A 17243-nucleotide genomic window follows, 5' to 3' on the forward strand; every position below is an offset into this window, starting at 1 on the left:
CGTACTAGCGTCGGGGCATCGTATGGGGAAAAGCCCCTATTTTCCCTCGCTGTTCTCGCGTTCATTTGCAGCGCGGTGTGCATCGTGGGGTACGCATCCCGCCGGGCGTGCACCACGATGCACACCGCGTTACCCGAAGATGCGTGCTTCGCCCGCGGCGTCGTGGCGCGCTGGTGCGCGCTCGCGGAGTTGGCGCTCCAGTTCGGAGATGCGATGGTCGACACGGGTCCGCTTGCGGTTGTGCCGGATTGTAAGTGCTGCACACAGCACTACCATAAGGATGCAGCCGAGCTGGGCGAGCTGTGTCGGGTCGTATTGCATAGGAATTCCTGGGCATCGTCGCGCGCGTTGGCGCAGTCTGGCGCGCGGCCAGTGACAGTTGGCCGCCAGTGAAATAACGGCAGCGGCGGGAGAATTTTAAGGCATTGCCCGCACCTGGTGCATCTGGTGGGCCAGGCAGTCGCCATCCGCCATTTGTTCGCCGGGCGCAACGCCTGGTGCGCTAGCCCACCTTCGAATCACCTCGCCGCGGGTAGGCTCCATACGTCGCGGACAGGTCTGACCCACTTGCCCGCGCTTTGCGCCTCGCCTATCCCCCGGTGGGCGAGGCGTCTTTCTGCGCCGGCAGGGTCGTGTTGACGGGTTTCGGTTCAGCTCCAGGGCGCAACGATGCGCTCCCGGACCCCCCGCGCGACATGCATGCCGGCGCTGTTCTTTTTTCGGGGCGGCACGCTTGCTGCGGGAGGAGGCGGATCGTAGCAAGCTCAAGCAGGCCCAGGCAGGCCCAGGCAGATGGTAGTCTTTCGATTTCGGAGTCTCGCACGCAATGCTTACCAAATCGGATTTCCTCCGCGTGGTTGCCAGTACCCCGCTGGTCTCGATCGACCTGCTTGTCACCGATGCGCAGGGCCGGGTGTTGCTTGGCCGCCGCCGTAACCGGCCGGCGCAAGGATCGTGGTTCGTGCCGGGCGGGCGCATCCGCAAGGACGAGGGCCTGGATGCCGCGTTCCGGCGCATCGTGGCGGACGAGCTTGGCCTTAGCGGGGTCGAGCGCGGCGATGCCGCGCCGCGCGGCGTGTTCGAACATCACTATCCGGACAATTTCGCCGCAGCGCCCGGCATCTCCACGCACTACGTGGTGCTTGCCTATGCGTGGACCATGCCCGGCGCCGCGCCGCTCGGGCAACCCGACCAGCACAGCGAGTATTGCTGGATGACGCCGGCCGAGCTGCTGGCGCATGCCGAGGTGCACGAGAACACAAGGGCGTATTTCCGCTGACCGGGGCCGGCTGCGAGACGGCCCCGGTGCTTGGCGCCGGGAATGCGTCGGTCAGGGTCAGGCTGCCAGCGGAATCAAGCGCGCATCGCTCTCGGTTTCCGCTTTGGCTTGTGCTTCGGTTTGCACGTCGGTTTGCAGCCCGGGCGTCACCGTCGCCGCTTGCGTTGGCCGGTCGCTGCCGTGGGCCAGGGCTTGCGCGACGATGGCGCATTCGGTGCGCAGGTACTGCGCGAACGGCGCGCTGACTTCAGCATGGCGCAGCGCGAACTCCACGGTGGCCTTCAGGTAGCCCAGCTTGCTGCCGCAATCGAAGCGGCGTCCCTCATAGCGGTAGGCCAGTGCCTGTTCGCGCGCCAGCAGCGCCTGGATGGCGTCCGTGAGCTGCAACTCGCCGCCGGCGCCCGGCTTGAGCGCGTTGAGCAATTCGAAGATGCTGGGCATCAGCACGTAACGCCCCACCACCCCAAGGTTGGACGGTGCCACTTCCGGCGCGGGCTTCTCCACGATGCCGGACATCTTGAAGATCCGGTCGTCCCAAGGCTTGCCGTCGATCACGCCATAGGCGCGTGAATCCTGCGGCTGGATCTCCTCCACGCCAATGACGCAGCTGTGATAGTGGTCGAAGACCTCGATCATCTGCTTGAGCACGGGCGTGCGCGCGTCCAGCAGGTCGTCGGCCAGTATCACGGCGAAGGGCTCGTCCCCGATCAGCTTGCTGGCGCAGCGCACCGCGTGGCCCAGCCCCAGGGGCTCTGCCTGCCGTACATAGAAGCAATCCACGTGGGCGGGCTTGATGCTGCGCACCAGGTCCAGCAATTGCTGCTTGCCGCGCGCCAGCAGTTCGGCCTCGACCTCGTAGGACTTGTCGAAATGATCCTCGATAGCGCGCTTGCTGCGCCCCGTCACAAAGATCAGCTCGGTAATGCCCGCCGCCATCGCTTCTTCCACGGCGTACTGGATCAACGGCTTGTCGACCACCGGCAACATCTCTTTCGGGCTGGCCTTGGTCGCCGGCAGAAATCGCGTGCCGAGGCCGGCCACCGGGAATACGGCTTTCCTGATCTTGAGCATGAAACTACCCCCGTCGTCTGGTTTGATAGGCTTGGCCTCTTGCCGGTCGGTTGCCTTGACGCGCGCGGCGGCTGCCGCATGGCATGGTCCCGGAGCCAGCCGTGGCCAAGCCAGCGTATCGCTGCGCGGAGCGCGCCATCTGCCAACAGTTCGCTGTATTCCGACAGCGCATGCATCGCGCCGCCCTGGCCTCGCGCGGGGGGCATACATTGTGGCCAACAGGACGGCGCCCACAGGCAAGCCGGCAGCGCCGTCGAAGGTGCTCGATGGCGAGATCAGCGGCGCGCTCGCCCGCACGCCAACGCAAGCAGATGGAAACACCATGAACTGGTACCGCATCACAGACCTCGGCGATGCCGCGGTGACGCTGCCGCTGGCGCTGACCACCGGCCTGTGGCTGCTGCAAAGCACCGGGTGGCGGGTGGCGCTGCGCTGGGCCCTGTGCCTGGCGGCGGCCGCGGCGCTGGTGCTGGCCAGCAAGCTGCTGCACACCGGCTGCGGCACGGTACTGGAGCGCTTCGACATGCGCGTGATCAGCGGCCACGCGATGCTCTCGTCGGCGGTGTGGTCCGTGTTCCTCGGCTTGCTGTTGCGCAGCTTGCGGGCCGCGTGGCGCCAGGCCGGCTTCGTGCTCGGCCTGATGCTGGCGGCCTTGATCTGCTTTAGCCGCGTGCGTCTGGGCGCGCATACCCCGGCCGAGGTCATCGCGGGGTGGCTTCTGGGCGGCGCCGTTGCGTTCTGGGTGTTGCACGCCTGCCAGGGCGCGCCGAAGCGGCTGGGCAAATGCCTGATCGCTGGCGTTGCCCTGCTCGGGCTCTGTACGGTGGCTTACGGACGCCATGCGCCATTCCAGCAGATCATCTGGCACTACTCGCCGTATTACGCCCCTGTGATCTGCTACTAGCGCCGCCGGAGCCGCTGCCCGTTCCCGGTGCGCCATGCGCACGCCGCGCACCGGCCATGCCTGCGGCTCTGGCTTTGTCCGATAAACACTAAATCCTGGCGGCCATAGCCAGGGGCGCGCGGGTAAGCTTCTATCCGGCGCGCTCACCACCATGGCGCGCCAGGCTTCGTTCGGCCCGGAGCCTGCCCGCTACGCCGGAGGGCTCACTCAACCCCGCCGCGGCAGTGTGCGTCTCACATGCCTTGCGGCCTTGCTCCGTCTGGCCGTGCCAGGGGGCTTCGCCAATAAGAGGCCTTGGCCAGAGGCTGCACGAGCAAGGCGCGTCCAGCGTCCGCCAGTTTTCCATTCATTCGGGGGCCTACGGGGTCCGCGCGTTACTGCGTTACTGCGTTACTGCTGCGCCCGCGTTGACCCGACGCAGGCCAAACGATAGGGAAGCCATGTCGACGCTTACCAGCCCGAACCCGGCCCCGGTTGCGGGGAGCCCTTGGATACGTGCGGCCTTGCAGCGCGCCGGCATCCTGTTGCTGCTGTTGTTTGCCATCGCGGGTTGCGGCGGTGACCGCAGCGGCGACGCCACCAGCGCAACCCCCGCGGCAACCCTGCAGCCAGCGGATGTCACCTGGACGCTGTGCGCCTCGGAATACCAGACCTGCGCCTTCACCGGCACCCACCAGGTCAAGTACGGCACTGATACGCAGTACGTCATCAAGACCTTCACCGGCGGCACCGGTTGCGACAACGGCGTGTTCGGGGACCCCGCCTCCGGGTTTGCCAAGAGTTGCTGGTACGACTCCGGCACGAGCGGATCGACGACGCCCCCCGCCACCAGCACCTGGGTTGCCTGCAGCTCGGAAAACGGCTTCTGCAGCTTTACCGGCACGCGCCAGGTCCGCTACGGGACCGCCACGCAATACGTCACCCTGACCTTCACCAATGGCGTGGCCTGCAACAACGGCGTGTTCGGCGACCCCGCGCCCGGCTTCGGCAAGACGTGCTCGTACGAGGACACCGGCACCACGACACCCACCACGCCCACGACACCCACCACGCCAGTGACGCCGACGGGCAGCGGCACGCTCAGTTGCACCGCGCCTGCCGGCAGCGTCGCCGCGGCGGGCGGCGGCGATGCCATCGAGATGGATACCCCGGGCGGCGACGGCACGCGGATGTTCGCCTCGGGCAGTACCTTCCAGGTGAGCGTGACCACCCGCGCCGGCAGCGCGGACACCGTGAACTGGCAGATCTCCGACACCTGGAACAAGGTGCGCGCCAGTGGCCAGTTCCCGGTCGCCGCCGGTGCGATCGTGTCGACGCTGAACTGCACGTCCACGCTGTCAGGCTACTTTGCCGGATCGGCAAGCCTGGCCTCCGGCGCGGGCTCGCTGCTCGCACGCGGCACCCGGCCCAGCGGCATTGCGACGTTCGGTGTACTGCCCGACGTTTCTTCGGTGCTCCCGGCGGTCAGCTACGCCAGCCAGGACCTGCACCGCTTCGGCGGGCAAGGCGCGGCCTACCTGCTGCCCGGCCAAGGCTGCTGCGATGGCGACGGCTACCGTCCGCTCTATCCCGCGCTGGGCCTGTCGTGGGCCAACGACAACCGCAACTGGTACGTGGAAGAACCCAACGGCCCCAATACGTTCAATCCCGCGGTGGACCACCTCGCCTCGTACTTCAAGCCCGGCGACCTGATGCGGCTGATCCAGCTCGACGGCATTCCCGCCTGGGCGAGTCCCACCGGCGTGGCCACCCACAGCTACGCGCCGAAATCCCTGCCCGCCTACCAGGACTACATGACCCGGGTGGGGCAGGAGTCGAACACGGTGCGCACCCAGTATTTCCCCGCGCAATCGGCCAACTACTACCAGGTGACCTGGGAGCCCGACTACAACGGTGGCCTGCCGTGGCTGGATACCGATGCCAACTTCACCGCGATGTACAAGGCCACCTTCCAGGGCGTCCATAGCACCGACCCGAGCGCGGTGATCATGGGCACCACCAACGCCATGGTGCGCGAGAACACCGTCTGGCTGAACCGGCTGGCGCCCCTGGGTTTTGCCCAGTATCTCGACGGCGTGACGGCGCACGGCTATTACGACGTCGGCACTTCGCCATCGCATCCGCCCGAGCGCCTGGTCGGCAACAGCGATCCCTCCAACGCCGCCAACGCGTTGCCGGCCGCCATGCGCGAATTGCGCCATGCCGTCGCGACCCTGCTCAAGCGCGGCGCGCGGCTGTTCGTCACCGAGACCGGCATCAGCTACGACCTTGGCTCCGCCTACGGCCCGAACTACCCGACGCAGAACGTCCTGTACGCGCACGGCGCGGTGGTTGTCCGCACGCACCTGATACTGCTTGGGGAGGGCGCGGATGTGACTTATCTGTTCTACGCCACGGACATCCCCACCGACGCTGCCGGCTACGGCTTGTTCTTCGACCTGGTCAACCCGCAAGGCACCTACGGCCCCGCCAGGATCAGCCCGAAGCCCGCCGCGCTGGCAGTCGCGGCGATGACCCGGCTGATCGACGGCACCAATACGCTGGGGCCGCTCAACGGGCTGCCGTTCGGCGTCTACGGCTATGCATTCCAGCGGCTCAACAACGGCAGCGTGGTGACGGCATTGTGGGCGCACAACAATGCCAGCTGGAGCGCGGCTACGGGGTTCAGCGCAACGTATAGCGTTGCCTATAGCCTGCAGGTGGATGCGCCAGGGTCCAGCGGGCAGGTGACGGTGCTGGACATGATGGGGAATGCCGCGTCCGTGGCCTACTCGAACGGGCAGGTTGCACTGGCTTTGACGGAGGCGCCGGTGTACGTGATTTCCGCCAATGCTTCCGTGGCGCAGGGGAATGTGACTACGCCGGAGGGGTATGTGGGGAGGTAGGCGGCTTGGGGGAGGCCGCTTTTGCCACAGCAGCCGACCGTCGGCGCAGGTGATCGTGGGTGGGGGGATTGGGAGAACTAGCTGCTGTCGCGGACACGCGCCAGCAGCGCGTAATCACCACAATCACTTATCCTCAGGCGCAGCAAACAACGAAGTCACATTCTTGGTCAGCACCAGCAACGTCGCGGTTTCGGCCAGCGCCTGCTCCTTGCGCCTCAACTCCCTCTCCAACTCCCGAATCCGTTTCTGATCCTGCTCATGCCGCCTGCGCACCGCGCCAATCCCGCGGTTGTCCGCCAGCGCCGCCGCGGCGCTCTGGCGCCAGCATTCGAGTTCGGTCGGGTCGATCGCATTTTCGCGGCACCAGGCGGTTTTCTGCAGTTCGCCCATGGCGCCGGTGGCAAGCACGGCGTCCAGGCGCGCCTCACCGGCGCCGGGCGGGTTGGCCGCAGGCGGGGCGAGGGCCACCGCGCGCCAGCGCTCCAGTGCCGCCGGCGATATCCCCATCTCGGCGGAGACTTGCGCAACACTGGCGTTCTCGGGAGGCAGCATCCGCGCAACGGCGCATTCCTTGAAGGACTGTGTATATCTAGCCACTGTGATTCACCTTGATTCTTCTGTTGCCGCCCGGTTGCTGTCCTTCCTCCCCCGGGGCAAGGCCATGGTCCGGGGCGTTGGCAGTCGGTAAATCGAGTCCCGCGCGGCACGTGGCTTACGCCCGCGGGGACGGCGTCGGGTCAACTCACGCGGCGTGCTGCTCGGCTGGCTGTGCGGCAGGCGTGCCGCGGCGGCGGGCCGGGAACAGCGCATCGCGAATGCGCAGGAAGGGGAACTCGATCGCACGCGTGGCGGCATAGCCGGCGATGATCGCAATGGCAAACTGCAGCGCAAGGGCGAGTCCCCAGGCCACCATGACGGGGATGCCGAACGTGCTTGCCTTGCGAATGAACACGTCGCCCGGGGCCAGCGCCACGGAGTGCCACAGATAGATGCCGTAGGAATACACGCCGATCCATGCCACCGCGCGGTATAGCCTGGCGCCGCGTATTGCGCCGGAGTATTCGAGCACCAGCACGATCAGCGCGGCAAAGCCGATGGCCTGGATGGTGTAGCCGATGCTTTCCTCTAGCATCAGGTTGCGTTGCAGGAGTACCAGCCAGACGACCGTGCCTGCCACCACGGCCAGCAACAGCAGTTTTTGCCCGGCGATGCGGCGGTACAGCTCCGGCTTCATCCAATAGACCGTGGCCAGCATGACACCGATGAGCAGGCTGTCGATGCGATATTGCGTGTAGGCGGATGCCGCCTCCAGCTCGCCACTGGCGACCGCGGCGCAGCGCGCGGCCAGCACCACCACGCACAGGGCGCCCAGGGTCCACAGGATGGCGTTGGCGCGCACGCGCAGGCGGGCGAACAGCAGCACCAGCGCCGGCAGGAACAGGTAGAAATGTTCTTCCACGGCAAGGCTCCAGGTCTGCGCAATGGAGGAGCCGAGGTAGTTCTGCATGTGCGTGAGATTCTGGTACAGGAAGGTGCTGGTCGGGTGGCGCCCGGCCAGCACATGGAACAGGATCAGCGCGTAGTAGGCAGGCCAGATCTTGAAGATGCGGCGGATGATAAAGCGCCGCGCATCCACGCTGCCGCTGTGTGCGTACTGGCGCAGCAACAGCCCCCCGACCAGGAAGCCACTCAGGGTAAAGAACAGGTTGACCCCTTCGCGTCCGAAGTTCTTGAGCGGATACTCGATCAGGGCGACCCACTGGCTGCCGGTGCTGACCGTGTGGAAGTGCATTCCCATCACGGCAATGATGGCCAGCCCGCGAACGAAATCGAGTTCGATGGACCGGCCGGTCGGGTTGACGTCGCGGCTTGCCTGGTAGTCCATGCTGTTCTCCTTAGAGGCTGTTTCAAAATGAAGCGAAGCGGTTCTGGCCAGGCGCGCGGCCGCAGACAGTACAACTAGATCGGCCGAGGCCGCGCAACGACGCCAGAATCTTTTTGAAATGGCCTCTTATAGGGTGCCGGACGGGGTCGTGATGGCGGCGTGACCGGGCGGGTCGAATCGCTTGCGGATGAACCGGCACGGATTGCCGCCGTAGATGCCTTCGGCCTCGAGCGAGTGATGCACCACCGAGAGCGGCGTGACCACCGCCGAGCGGCCGATGGTGATGCCTTTCTGGATGACGCACTTGGACGTGATCCACACACCGTCCTCGATCACGATCGGCGCGACATGCAAGTCCATGTTGCTGTCCAGGTCGTGCGAGCCCGCCGTCAGGAAGCTGCCTTGCGAGATGCAGACGTTGGAGCCGATGCGGATGCTGGCCTGGTTGTAGATCCACACATCCACGCCGAACCAGCAGCCGTCGCCCACTTCCAGATTCCAGGGCGATTTGACGCGCAGCGGGTGGACCAGCCGGCAGTGCTGGCCGACGCGCGCACCGAACAGGCGCAGCAGGGCGACGCGCAGCCCGGAGAACGGATTCAGCTTGTTGTTGATAATGCCAGCTTCGACCAGGAACCACGCCGCCTCGACCAGCAGGCTGCGCCGGCGCACGTAGTTGCCCTTGCCGGCGCGGGTGAGGTCGATGACGCGATGTCCCGGCGTACTGTCCCGGCTTGCATCGCGGTTGCTTTCGCGGTTGCCTTCACGATTGGCCTCGCGGCTACTGTCACGGCCTGCCCCGCGTGGATCGCCGACCACATCGAGACAATCGGCATAAGCTTCGGTATCCATGTTCCGCCTCTCACTGAGTGGCCCCGCGGCGCGCTCGGCAATGCCGGGCATCGCCGCGCGGAAGAGTCCATCGTATTGCGCGCTGCATCCTGCATCCTGCATTCGCAGGAACGCGAATTCATTCATTACGTTCCTGTCGGGAAAATTATCGAACGTGAAAACGAGGCTGGCCGGCAATCTGGCGCGATTGGCCTTTCGCAAGGGGCGTTTTGGCGGCTCCGCACTACGCTGGGCGCGCAACGCGGCATGGCCGCGCGCTCAGGCGCGGGCCTCAGGCAGCCGCGCGGCGCAGGGTTTGCTTGAATTCGCTCAAGGTATGCCGGGCCAGCAGGTGGGCCCTGGCGGATGCGGCTTGCGGCGCCGGTGCCGCCACGGGCCGTGACAACTGGTCCAGCGCGCGCTGGATGGCGGGGCCCGACAGGTCTTCCAGCACCGGCCCGAGTTCCTGCCCCTGGCAGAACCAGCCGATCAGGCCGTCGGTGGTAGCGATCACGGGCTTGCCAAAGCGGTAGGCCTGCACCAGTACCCCGCTCATGCCGTAGTGGCCCTTGTAGCCGAGCCAGACGGCGTCGCAGGCGGAGAACAGGTCAGCCTCTTCCTCGTTGGTGATGAAGCGGTCGAAGATCACGGGCGGCGGCGACAGCGTGTACGCGGCCGCCTGCAGGAACGCGCGCGTCTGCGGGTCTTGCTGGCCGGCCACCACCAGCGTGGGCGCGCGTGGGTGGCCGGCCAGCGCGGTGACCAGTTCGTAAATGCCCTTGCGTTGCGTGAGCGCGCCGTACACCAGCAGGTAGGTGCCGGCGCCATGCCCTGGGCCTTCCGGGCATTCCGGGCCTTGGCCCAGCCCCAGCCGTTGCCTGGCGGCGGCGGGATCGGCCGGGAGCGCGTCGGGACAGGGATCGGCAAGGTAGGCGAGGGCGGTGCGGCCGTTGCCGCGCGGATACCACTGCGGCAAGGTCGGGTCGATCGACAGCAGCGTCTTCATGCCGCCGGACTCGACGGCGCGCCGGAACAGCCACGTCTTGACCGCGTTCACCAGCGGCTGGTGCGGCGACTTCACCCCCACCTTGCTGTGATGGAAGCTTGCGCGCATCGTAATGCCCACCCATGGCACCTTGGCGAATGGCGAACCAAGCAGCGGGAGCACATAGAGGAAGTAGTCGGCATAGGGCACCAGCACCAGCGAGATGTCGCGCAGGCCGGCGGCAACCCGGAAGGCATGGCGGAAGGTGCGCCAGAAGCGCACATAGCTGAGCTTGCCGAGGCCGCTGCCCACCGCGGGCGGTGGCTGCGTGAAGACGATGCTAGCGACGATGCCGGCGGAGGGATCCTGTGCGGCCAGCATGCGCTGGGCGAGCGGATGCGCCTGGTTGCAGGGGTCGGTGACCACCATGCAGTGGTAGCCGGCTTCCGTGTAGGCCTGCACCGCCCATTCGACGTAGCGCCAGCGGTGGCCGGTGAAATCGTGCTCGATGATCAGTGCGGTCGGCTCGGACATCGCGTCTCCAGGCACGGTGGGGCGAGCCCGGTGTGCGGCGGGTTGCGGATGTTGCCACACTAGCACCGCCGTCTTGGCGCCGGCCGCCAATTTGCGGGCCGGCTTGGCGGATAAAGGCGGGCGAGGCCCGATTGCGCAAGCATCACCTGGATGCTGCGCGCAAGTGACGGATTAACGCTAGGCGATGGCGATTCCTGTCGCCGCGCCTACGGTAAGTTGTGCTTCATGGCTGGCGCGCGGCGCCTGCCGCGCCAGCACGGATACCCGTGCTGGCCGCACCGGTGCCTGCCATCGGCGCGCAACCCATGGTGGGGCAATATGGCCAGATCGCTGAGGAATGCCTTCTTTCTGCCGCTGACCGGCCTGCATGCCAGTTCGGCCGCGTGGGTGCTGGGGCAGCAGGTGCTGGTGCGGGGGCTGGTGGCGATCAAGTTCCTCATGGTCGGGCGCATTCTCGGCCCGTCCGCGGTCGGAGTCGCCGCCGTGGCGCTGCTGGCCGTGGCGATTGCCGAGGCGCTCAGCGATACCGGCTTGCCCCAGGCGGTGGTGCAGGACAAGCAAACGCCTACCCCCGACCAGCTTAGTGCGCTCTGGACCGCGCTCACGTGCCGCGGCGCGGGGGTGGCATTGCTGCTGGTCGCGCTGGCGCCGCTGCTGGAGGCGCAGTTCCACCTCGCGGGTTCCTTGCTGTTGCTGCAGCTGGCCGCCGCCCTGCCGCTGATCCGCGGGCTGGCCTCGCCGGCCTATTTTGTGGTGACGCGGGACCGGGGCTTCCAGCATATTGCCGGGATCGAGGTGGCGGCCGCCGGCACCGACTGCGGCGTCAGCCTGGCGTGCGCCTTCGCGGGCGCGGGCGCCATGTCCATCCTGATCGGGCTGCTCGCGGGCGAATCCGTCAAGACCGCGCTCACCTGGCTGAGCATGCGTCCCCGGCCGCCCCTGCGCTTCAAGTGGGCCGGCATTGGCCACTACGTGGGTTTCAGCCGCTGGATCTGGGCGGGCAGCGTGGTCAACCTGTTGCTCAACCAGTTCGACAAGGTCATTGTCGGCAAGCTGCTCGGCCCGGCCCAGCTGGGCGCCTACCAGATGTCGTCCAAGTTCGCGCAGATGCTGCTCGCCGACGCCGGCATCGCGATCTCGCAGTACCTGTTTCCCACCTTTGCCGCCCGTTTCCGCAAGCAGGATGGCTCCGACGCGGTGCTGCTGCGCCGCTTCGTGGTGATCGGCGGCCTGGGGCTGGCGATCGTGGTGGTGGCGCTGCGGCTGGTGGCGCAGCCGCTGTTCCTGCTGGTGCTGGGGCCGGCCTGGCTCGGCGCGGTGCCGTTGTTCCGCATCTTCACCATCAACATGGCGATCGGCGGGCTGATCGCAGTGCTGGTCGCCTACCTGCGCGCCGTGGGCATTCCCAAGGCCGCCACGCATGCCTCGGTGCTCCAGGTCTGCGTATTGCTGGCCACGGTGCCGCCCGCCACCCGTTACTGGGGTGCGCAGGGCATTGCCTGGTCGATGACGGCGGGCCTGGCGGTCGCGGCGGCATGGATGCTCTACCAGATCCTGAAAATGAGGAGGGTGTGATGCGGATTCTCCATCTTGTGCTGGCACCGCGCCTTTCAGGCGCGGAGATGCTGGCCAAAGACCTGGCCATCCACCAGCAGGCTCACGGCGACACGGTCTGCCTGTCGGCCCTGATGCCGCAGCAGGAGGACTTCGCGGCGCTGCGCGCGCAGCTCGATGCGGCTGGCGTGCTGTGCCTGTTTCCGGACCAGCCCCGGCGCCTGGCGGGCCGGCTCTGGCACCTGCGCGGCGTGCTGCGCGACTACCAGCCGGACATCATCTTCGCGCACGCCACCATCCCGGCCTTTTACGCGCGGGCCTTGCCGTCGCGGGTGCCGGTGGTGTACGTGATGCACTCAGCCGCCAACGATTTCGAGAGCACCATGTTCCGCTACGTCGAGCGAATGCTGTCCACGCGCGCGCGCGCGGTGATCGGCGTGTCGCAGGGGAATCTGCGCGATTACATCAACTCGGTGGGCACGCACCCGCTCATGGCGGTGATTCCCAATGGCGTGGACACCCGGCGCTTCTTCGTGCGGCCCGCGGGCCAGCGCGACGCGGCGTCCCGGCGCGTCATCCAGGTGGGCCGCTATGCGGCGATCAAGAACCAGCTGCATACCGTGCTGGCGTTTCGCGAGACGCTCAAGCGCGTGCCGGATGCGCTGCTGGAGATGTATGGCGTGATCGAGGATCCCGATTACTACGTCAAGGTCTGCGCCCTGGTCGAAGAGCTGGGCCTGGCCGACAAGGTGCGGGTCAACGGGCCACAGACCAATATCCCGGAGCTGCTGGCGGGCGCATCGGTGTTTGCCATGCCGTCGGCGTCGGAGGCGCACAGCATCGCCTTTCTCGAGGCATTGGCGACAGGCATGCCGGTGGTGGCGAGCGGCATCCCTGCCTTCGCATTCGCCCGCGGCTTCGCCGGCGTGCAGTTGCTCGACACCGCCGATTCCGCAGCCTACGGCGCGGCGCTGAGCGCGGCGCTGGCACAGCCACGGGTCGCGCGCTCGCTCGATGGCCTGACGCTCAAGGACACGGCCGACCAGTACCGGGCGCTGGCGCGCAGGCTGACCAGCACGGCGTGATGGCTGCCCTTGGGCGCCTGGCATCACGGGATAAAAGCGGGAGGAGATATGGAACGCAAACGTGTACTGGTGCTGAGCCCGCACGCGGACGATGCGGAGCTGGGCGTGGGCGCCTACCTGGCCCGGGTCATCGACGCGGGCGGCGAAGTGATGGTGGCCCTGGCCACGGTAGGAAAGAGCCGGTCGCTCTGCCTTGGCCGCGAGGTGACCGAACAGGAACGGTTGGACGAATTCTCCGAATCGATGTCCGTGCTTGGTGTACAGACGACCGAGGTCCTCACCACGGGGCTCGACGGCGTGCTCGACAGCTTCCCGCGCGCGCAGATGGTCGGCATGCTGGACGCGCTGCAGAACCGCTTTGAGCCCGATGAGGTGCTGATTCCGTTGTCGTCTTCGCACCAGGATCACCGCTATTGCTGGGAGACCGGCGTTGCCGCCACGCGCCTGAACCCCGCCAAGCATGCCCCCCGCCTGGTGGCGGCCTATGAATATCCGGCCACGTGCTGGGGCGGTGGCGGCATCGTCAATCCCTTGGGCGGCTCGCTCTATATCGATGTCAGCGCCACGTGGCCGCGCAAGGTGGAAGCGTTGCGCAGGCACCGCTCGCAAATGCATGACGGTGCCGGGCACCTGGTCAGCATCGAAGGTGTCACGGCGCTGGCGCAGTGGCGAGGTGCGGAAGCCGGCTTCGCGCTGGCGGAAGTGCTGCACATCATGCGCGCGCGCTGGCCGGGATGAAGTTGGCCTGCTGCCCCAGATTTGCGCATGCACGGGGCCGGGTGCGACGTGCCGTGTTGCGCACTGCGGCGCCGGCAGACTAGTCCGGCACGCTCGCGCCAACCGCGCAAGTCACCCGGCTGCGCCGGGCCAGGTACCCGGCCGCCGGCGCGCGCTCGCGCCGTTCTTCAGTCCCCCAGGTCAACAAAGCCGTCTGTGTCGTGACGTCGAGGCCATGTTGCGTCCCTGGCGGCCGCAATTATTTCATTAATCGAAGTGGCGACAGAGAAAATCCGGGGCGGCCGTTGCGCGATATATCCTCGTTGCTGATCCGATGCACTAGTTAATTTGTCATAATTTTTAATGTTTAGAAATGATTCTTATGTTATTCGGTGCGGGTGAGGACCTGCCGGAAATCGTGAAATTAATGTCGGATTCCCGCTCTCATGCACCCTTTCCGACCCTTATGTTCGGTAGCCAACGCACGGATTGGTGCAGTGTTTGCTGCGATGCATCATCCCTCATAGAGTAGTAGCCAGTTGCAGGACAGCGCGCCGGGACAAGCGATGAGAGATGAGTCCTCTACCCGGAAAAGGCCGTTCCTGCAACGTCTTGCGTAGAATTTTGGAGCGGGCGGATGCCTTCCGCCAACATCTCGCTACTTTCCGACACAGACATATTTCTCGGATTCGGGATCGCTACGATGCATTGCAACACCAATAAATTCGCGCAAGAACGGATCAACATTTTTTTTGGGGGGAAATCATGCCGTACGCCCAACTTGAGCCCGCAACGGTTAGTTGGCTTCATGCCTCAACTAACCGTTCAAAGTGCGCCGCGCGGCGCGTCGGCATTTTACTGTTCGATGGTTTTTCATTATTGGGCGCGGGTTTGGTGGCTGAACTATTCCAGACCGCCAATGAATGCTCCGCATCCGATCCCGCGAAAGAAGCCGCTTATGACGTGCGGCTGCTTTCCGTCGACGGAGGCAGCGTCGCCTGCTCCGCGTCTGTACGGGTCTGGACCGACGGACTCGATCCGCGCCAGTTCATCGGCTTCGATGTGCTCTTTATCGCCGGCGGCGCGGGCGCCCATGCCGCCGCGGCGGACGAGCGGCTGCTGCGCTGGCTGCGCGTTGTCTCCCCCCGCACGCCCACGGTGCGGCCCATCGCCGAAGGCCGTGCGGTGCTGGCGGCAGCCGGCGTGCTCAAGCCGCACGAGGACGAGCATCGCCATCCCGTGTTCGGGCAGCATGCCTCGGACGAGTCCGGCGAGCAGTACGAACTCGTCAGGGGCGCGCTGACGCTGATCAAGCGCGATCTCGGCCTGGACGTGGCGCGCGCGGTCGGTACCCGGGTGATGCCCGCCTGGACCGCCCGCCTGATGCCCAGGCTCGCGGATACCGGTGCGACCAGCGCGGGCGACAAGATCCGCGCGGCCGCGCGCTGGCTGCATGAGCACTGCGAGCAATCGATCTCGGTGTCCGATGCCGCGCAGGTGGCGGCCATGAGCGAGCGCAACTTCCTGCGCCGCTTCAAGCTGGAAATGGGCGTGACGCCGTCCGACTACCTGCTGCACGCCCGCCTGGACACCGCGTGCAGTTTCCTGGCCGAGACGGAGCTGCCTGTCGACAAGGTGGCGCGGCGCTGCGGCATGGGCAATGGCGACCGGCTGGCCAAGATCTTCCGCAAGCGCATGTCGATTTCCCCAACGGAATATCGTCAGCGCAGCAAGGTCGGCGCAGTGGGTTAGCAGGCATGCGGGCGCGGCGGCGTATGTGCGGGCCTGCAGGTCCGCGCCCCCGCGTAGACGATTGGCACCACGGGCCGCCTGCGCAAGCGCGCGGCGCCCGAGCAGGGAGGGCTGGATCATGTCGAATAATGTACGCGAGCCTGTTGCCGCGCAACCCGGGGACACCGCCGCGGTGGCGCCGGGCGCCCCCGTGCGCTTGCGCATTGCGCCCGTGGTGCTGGCCGGCGGCGCGGGCACGCGGCTGTGGCCGCTGTCGCGGGAGCATTTCCCCAAGCAACTGATCGACCTGGTTGGCAAGGACTCGCTGCTGCAGTCCACGCTGCTGCGCATGCAGGGTTTCTCCGCCGGCCACGAGATCGAGCCCAGCGCCATCATCGTCTGCGGCGACGAGCATCGCTTTATCACCAGCGAACAATTGCAGGCCAGCGGCATGCAAGGCCGGCTGGTGGTGGAGCCGGTCCGGCGCAATACGGCGCCCGCACTCACGCTGGCCGCATCGCTGGCGCTGGCCGACGGCCAGGACGCAATCCTGGTGGTCATGCCGGCCGACCATGCGATTCCCGATACCTGCGCCTTTCACCAGGCGCTGTCGATCGCGGCCGCCCATGCCAGCGAGGGGGCCATCGTCACCCTTGGCGTGCCGCCCACGCGGCCCGACACGGGCTATGGCTACATCAAGCTTGGCGAGATGCTGCCCGACGGCGTGCGCCGCATGGAGCGTTTCGTCGAGAAGCCGGCCATCGAGCTTGCCGCGCAGTACGTGGCCAGTGGCAACTACTGGTGGAACAGCGGCATCTTTGTCGTGCGCGCCACGGTCTGGATGCAGGCGATCGAGGCATTGCATCCCGCCATCCACGAGATGTGCGCCGCGTCGGTGGCCGAAGGCAAGCAAGAGGGCCAGTTCTTCCGGCCCGCGTCGCGGCAGTTCTTCCTGAGCCCGTCGGACTCGATCGACTACGCGGTGATGGAGCGCCTGGACAATCCGGCCTCGCCGTGCCGGGGCGTGGTGGTGCCGCTGGAGGCGGGCTGGTCGGACCTGGGCTCGTGGGACGCGGTGTGGGATGCCATGGACAAGGACGCCGAAGGCAACGCCGGGCGCGGCCGCGTGGTGTTCGAAGGTGCGCACTCCAGCTATGTCCACTCCGACGGGCGCCTGGTGGCATGCGTCGGGACCAGCAACATCGTGGTGGTAGAGACAGCTGACGCGGTGCTGGTGGTGGATCGCTCGCACGTGCAGGACGTCAAGGATGTGGTCGCGCGCATGAAGATCCTGCACGCGCCGGAGGCCGACACCCACCGCAAGGTACGCAGGCCCTGGGGCTTCTATGACTCCATCGAGCATGGCGATCGCTTCCAGGTCAAGCGCATCGTGGTCCAGCCGGGCGCGCGCCTGTCGCTGCAGTTGCATCACCATCGGGCCGAGCATTGGGTGGTGGTCAGCGGCACGGCGATGGTCACGCGCGGCGAAGAGCAGTTCCTGCTCAGCGAGAACCAGTCCACCTTTATTCCGCTCGGCGTGCTGCATCGCCTGGAGAACCCCGGAAAGCTCCCGCTGGAGATCATCGAGATCCAGTCCGGCGGCTACCTGGGTGAAGACGACATCGTGCGCGTGGACGATACCTACGGCCGCTGCCCGGGACCACAAACATAAGGCGTCAGGAACAAGGACCGAAGGACCGCCGGGCCACGCGAGCACCGCCGGGCGCGACCATGGGGAGGTCGCGTCCGGCGCGGCAGAAAAGCGTGATGTGACGCGCTGCG

14 protein-coding genes are annotated in these 17243 nt (G+C 66.6%); 8 read left to right on the top strand and 6 right to left on the bottom strand.

The genetic code is table 11. The features are described 5' to 3' along the window. Window positions 1–129: 129 nt before the first annotated feature. The gene (locus AC1RWI_RS00595) at window positions 130–321 is read right to left on the bottom strand and encodes a hypothetical protein (RefSeq protein WP_043356632.1); all 192 of its coding nucleotides are present in this window, start codon (window positions 319–321) and stop codon (window positions 130–132) included. A 505-nt stretch (window positions 322–826) separates the two neighbouring features. On the opposite strand from AC1RWI_RS00595, the gene AC1RWI_RS00600 reads away from it, so the two are divergent. Continuing rightward, complete coding sequence (locus tag AC1RWI_RS00600) at window positions 827–1279, top strand: GDP-mannose mannosyl hydrolase (protein WP_492863826.1); 453 nt, start codon at window positions 827–829, stop codon at window positions 1277–1279. Between the two features lie 57 nt (window positions 1280–1336). On the opposite strand, the gene galU is transcribed toward AC1RWI_RS00600, so the two are convergent. Beyond that, window positions 1337–2350, bottom strand: a complete 1014-nt coding sequence (gene galU, locus AC1RWI_RS00605) for a UTP--glucose-1-phosphate uridylyltransferase GalU (protein ID WP_236702118.1) — start codon at window positions 2348–2350, stop codon at window positions 1337–1339. A 322-nt stretch (window positions 2351–2672) separates the two neighbouring features. Between galU and AC1RWI_RS00610 the strand changes: the two genes are divergently transcribed. Together AC1RWI_RS00610 and AC1RWI_RS00615 are read left to right on the top strand one after the other, a co-directional pair. Continuing rightward, window positions 2673–3254, top strand: a complete 582-nt coding sequence (locus tag AC1RWI_RS00610; protein WP_043358436.1) for a phosphatase PAP2 family protein — start codon at window positions 2673–2675, stop codon at window positions 3252–3254. Between the two features lie 440 nt (window positions 3255–3694). Beyond that, the gene (locus AC1RWI_RS00615) at window positions 3695–6139 is read left to right on the top strand and encodes a hypothetical protein (protein ID WP_492863829.1); all 2445 of its coding nucleotides are present in this window, start codon (window positions 3695–3697) and stop codon (window positions 6137–6139) included. Window positions 6140–6262: 123 nt separating this feature from the next. Here the strand turns inward: AC1RWI_RS00615 and AC1RWI_RS00620 are convergent, their stop codons facing one another. From AC1RWI_RS00620 to AC1RWI_RS00635, 4 genes are all read right to left on the bottom strand, one after another. Then, window positions 6263–6736 (bottom strand): transposase, encoded by a 474-nt coding sequence (locus AC1RWI_RS00620; protein WP_492863831.1) that lies wholly within the window; start codon window positions 6734–6736, stop codon window positions 6263–6265. Between the two features lie 145 nt (window positions 6737–6881). Further along, window positions 6882–8024, bottom strand: a complete 1143-nt coding sequence (locus AC1RWI_RS00625) for an acyltransferase family protein (RefSeq protein WP_492863833.1) — start codon at window positions 8022–8024, stop codon at window positions 6882–6884. 126 nt (window positions 8025–8150) lie between these two features. Further along, the gene (locus tag AC1RWI_RS00630) at window positions 8151–8843 is read right to left on the bottom strand and encodes a DapH/DapD/GlmU-related protein (protein ID WP_492864057.1); all 693 of its coding nucleotides are present in this window, start codon (window positions 8841–8843) and stop codon (window positions 8151–8153) included. A gap of 304 nt (window positions 8844–9147) precedes the next feature. After that, window positions 9148–10374, bottom strand: a complete 1227-nt coding sequence (locus tag AC1RWI_RS00635; protein ID WP_492863835.1) for a glycosyltransferase — start codon at window positions 10372–10374, stop codon at window positions 9148–9150. A gap of 318 nt (window positions 10375–10692) precedes the next feature. Between AC1RWI_RS00635 and AC1RWI_RS00640 the strand changes: the two genes are divergently transcribed. The 5 genes from AC1RWI_RS00640 (at window position 10693) to AC1RWI_RS00660 (ending at window position 17133) form a co-directional block, all read left to right on the top strand. Then, a complete protein-coding gene (locus tag AC1RWI_RS00640) occupies window positions 10693–11949 on the top strand; it encodes an oligosaccharide flippase family protein (protein WP_492863837.1) in 1257 nt (418 codons plus the stop codon). After that, on the top strand, window positions 11949–13013 hold the full coding sequence (locus AC1RWI_RS00645; RefSeq protein ID WP_492863839.1) for a glycosyltransferase family 4 protein: 1065 nt from the start codon (window positions 11949–11951) through the stop codon (window positions 13011–13013). Before AC1RWI_RS00640 ends, AC1RWI_RS00645 begins: the two co-directional genes overlap by 1 nt. Window positions 13014–13061: 48 nt before the next feature. After that, entirely contained in the window at window positions 13062–13751 is a 690-nt protein-coding gene (locus AC1RWI_RS00650) for a PIG-L deacetylase family protein (RefSeq protein ID WP_492863841.1), read from the top strand. Window positions 13752–14495: 744 nt separating this feature from the next. Continuing rightward, complete coding sequence (locus AC1RWI_RS00655; protein WP_492863843.1) at window positions 14496–15482, top strand: GlxA family transcriptional regulator; 987 nt, start codon at window positions 14496–14498, stop codon at window positions 15480–15482. Between the two features lie 118 nt (window positions 15483–15600). Beyond that, complete coding sequence (locus AC1RWI_RS00660; RefSeq protein WP_492863845.1) at window positions 15601–17133, top strand: mannose-1-phosphate guanylyltransferase/mannose-6-phosphate isomerase; 1533 nt, start codon at window positions 15601–15603, stop codon at window positions 17131–17133. Window positions 17134–17243 lie beyond the last annotated feature (110 nt).

Source organism: Cupriavidus sp. MPR-AND1C, from assembly GCF_058809705.1.

Excerpts from the sequence above, each read along its gene's own strand:
- AC1RWI_RS00660 (WP_492863845.1), top strand. The coding sequence starts at position 15,601 with ATGTCGAATAATGTACGCGAGCCTGTTGCCGCGCAACCCGGGGACACC.
- AC1RWI_RS00650 (WP_492863841.1), top strand. The coding sequence starts at position 13,062 with ATGGAACGCAAACGTGTACTGGTGCTGAGCCCGCACGCGGACGATGCG.
- AC1RWI_RS00600 (WP_492863826.1), top strand. The coding sequence starts at position 827 with ATGCTTACCAAATCGGATTTCCTCCGCGTGGTTGCCAGTACCCCGCTG.
- AC1RWI_RS00610 (WP_043358436.1), top strand. The coding sequence starts at position 2,673 with ATGAACTGGTACCGCATCACAGACCTCGGCGATGCCGCGGTGACGCTG.
- AC1RWI_RS00640 (WP_492863837.1), top strand. The coding sequence starts at position 10,693 with ATGGCCAGATCGCTGAGGAATGCCTTCTTTCTGCCGCTGACCGGCCTG.
- AC1RWI_RS00615 (WP_492863829.1), top strand. The coding sequence starts at position 3,695 with ATGTCGACGCTTACCAGCCCGAACCCGGCCCCGGTTGCGGGGAGCCCT.
- AC1RWI_RS00655 (WP_492863843.1), top strand. The coding sequence starts at position 14,496 with ATGCCGTACGCCCAACTTGAGCCCGCAACGGTTAGTTGGCTTCATGCC.
- AC1RWI_RS00645 (WP_492863839.1), top strand. The coding sequence starts at position 11,949 with ATGCGGATTCTCCATCTTGTGCTGGCACCGCGCCTTTCAGGCGCGGAG.
- AC1RWI_RS00595 (WP_043356632.1), bottom strand. The coding sequence starts at position 321 with ATGCAATACGACCCGACACAGCTCGCCCAGCTCGGCTGCATCCTTATG.
- galU (WP_236702118.1), bottom strand. The coding sequence starts at position 2,350 with ATGCTCAAGATCAGGAAAGCCGTATTCCCGGTGGCCGGCCTCGGCACG.
- AC1RWI_RS00625 (WP_492863833.1), bottom strand. The coding sequence starts at position 8,024 with ATGGACTACCAGGCAAGCCGCGACGTCAACCCGACCGGCCGGTCCATC.
- AC1RWI_RS00635 (WP_492863835.1), bottom strand. The coding sequence starts at position 10,374 with ATGTCCGAGCCGACCGCACTGATCATCGAGCACGATTTCACCGGCCAC.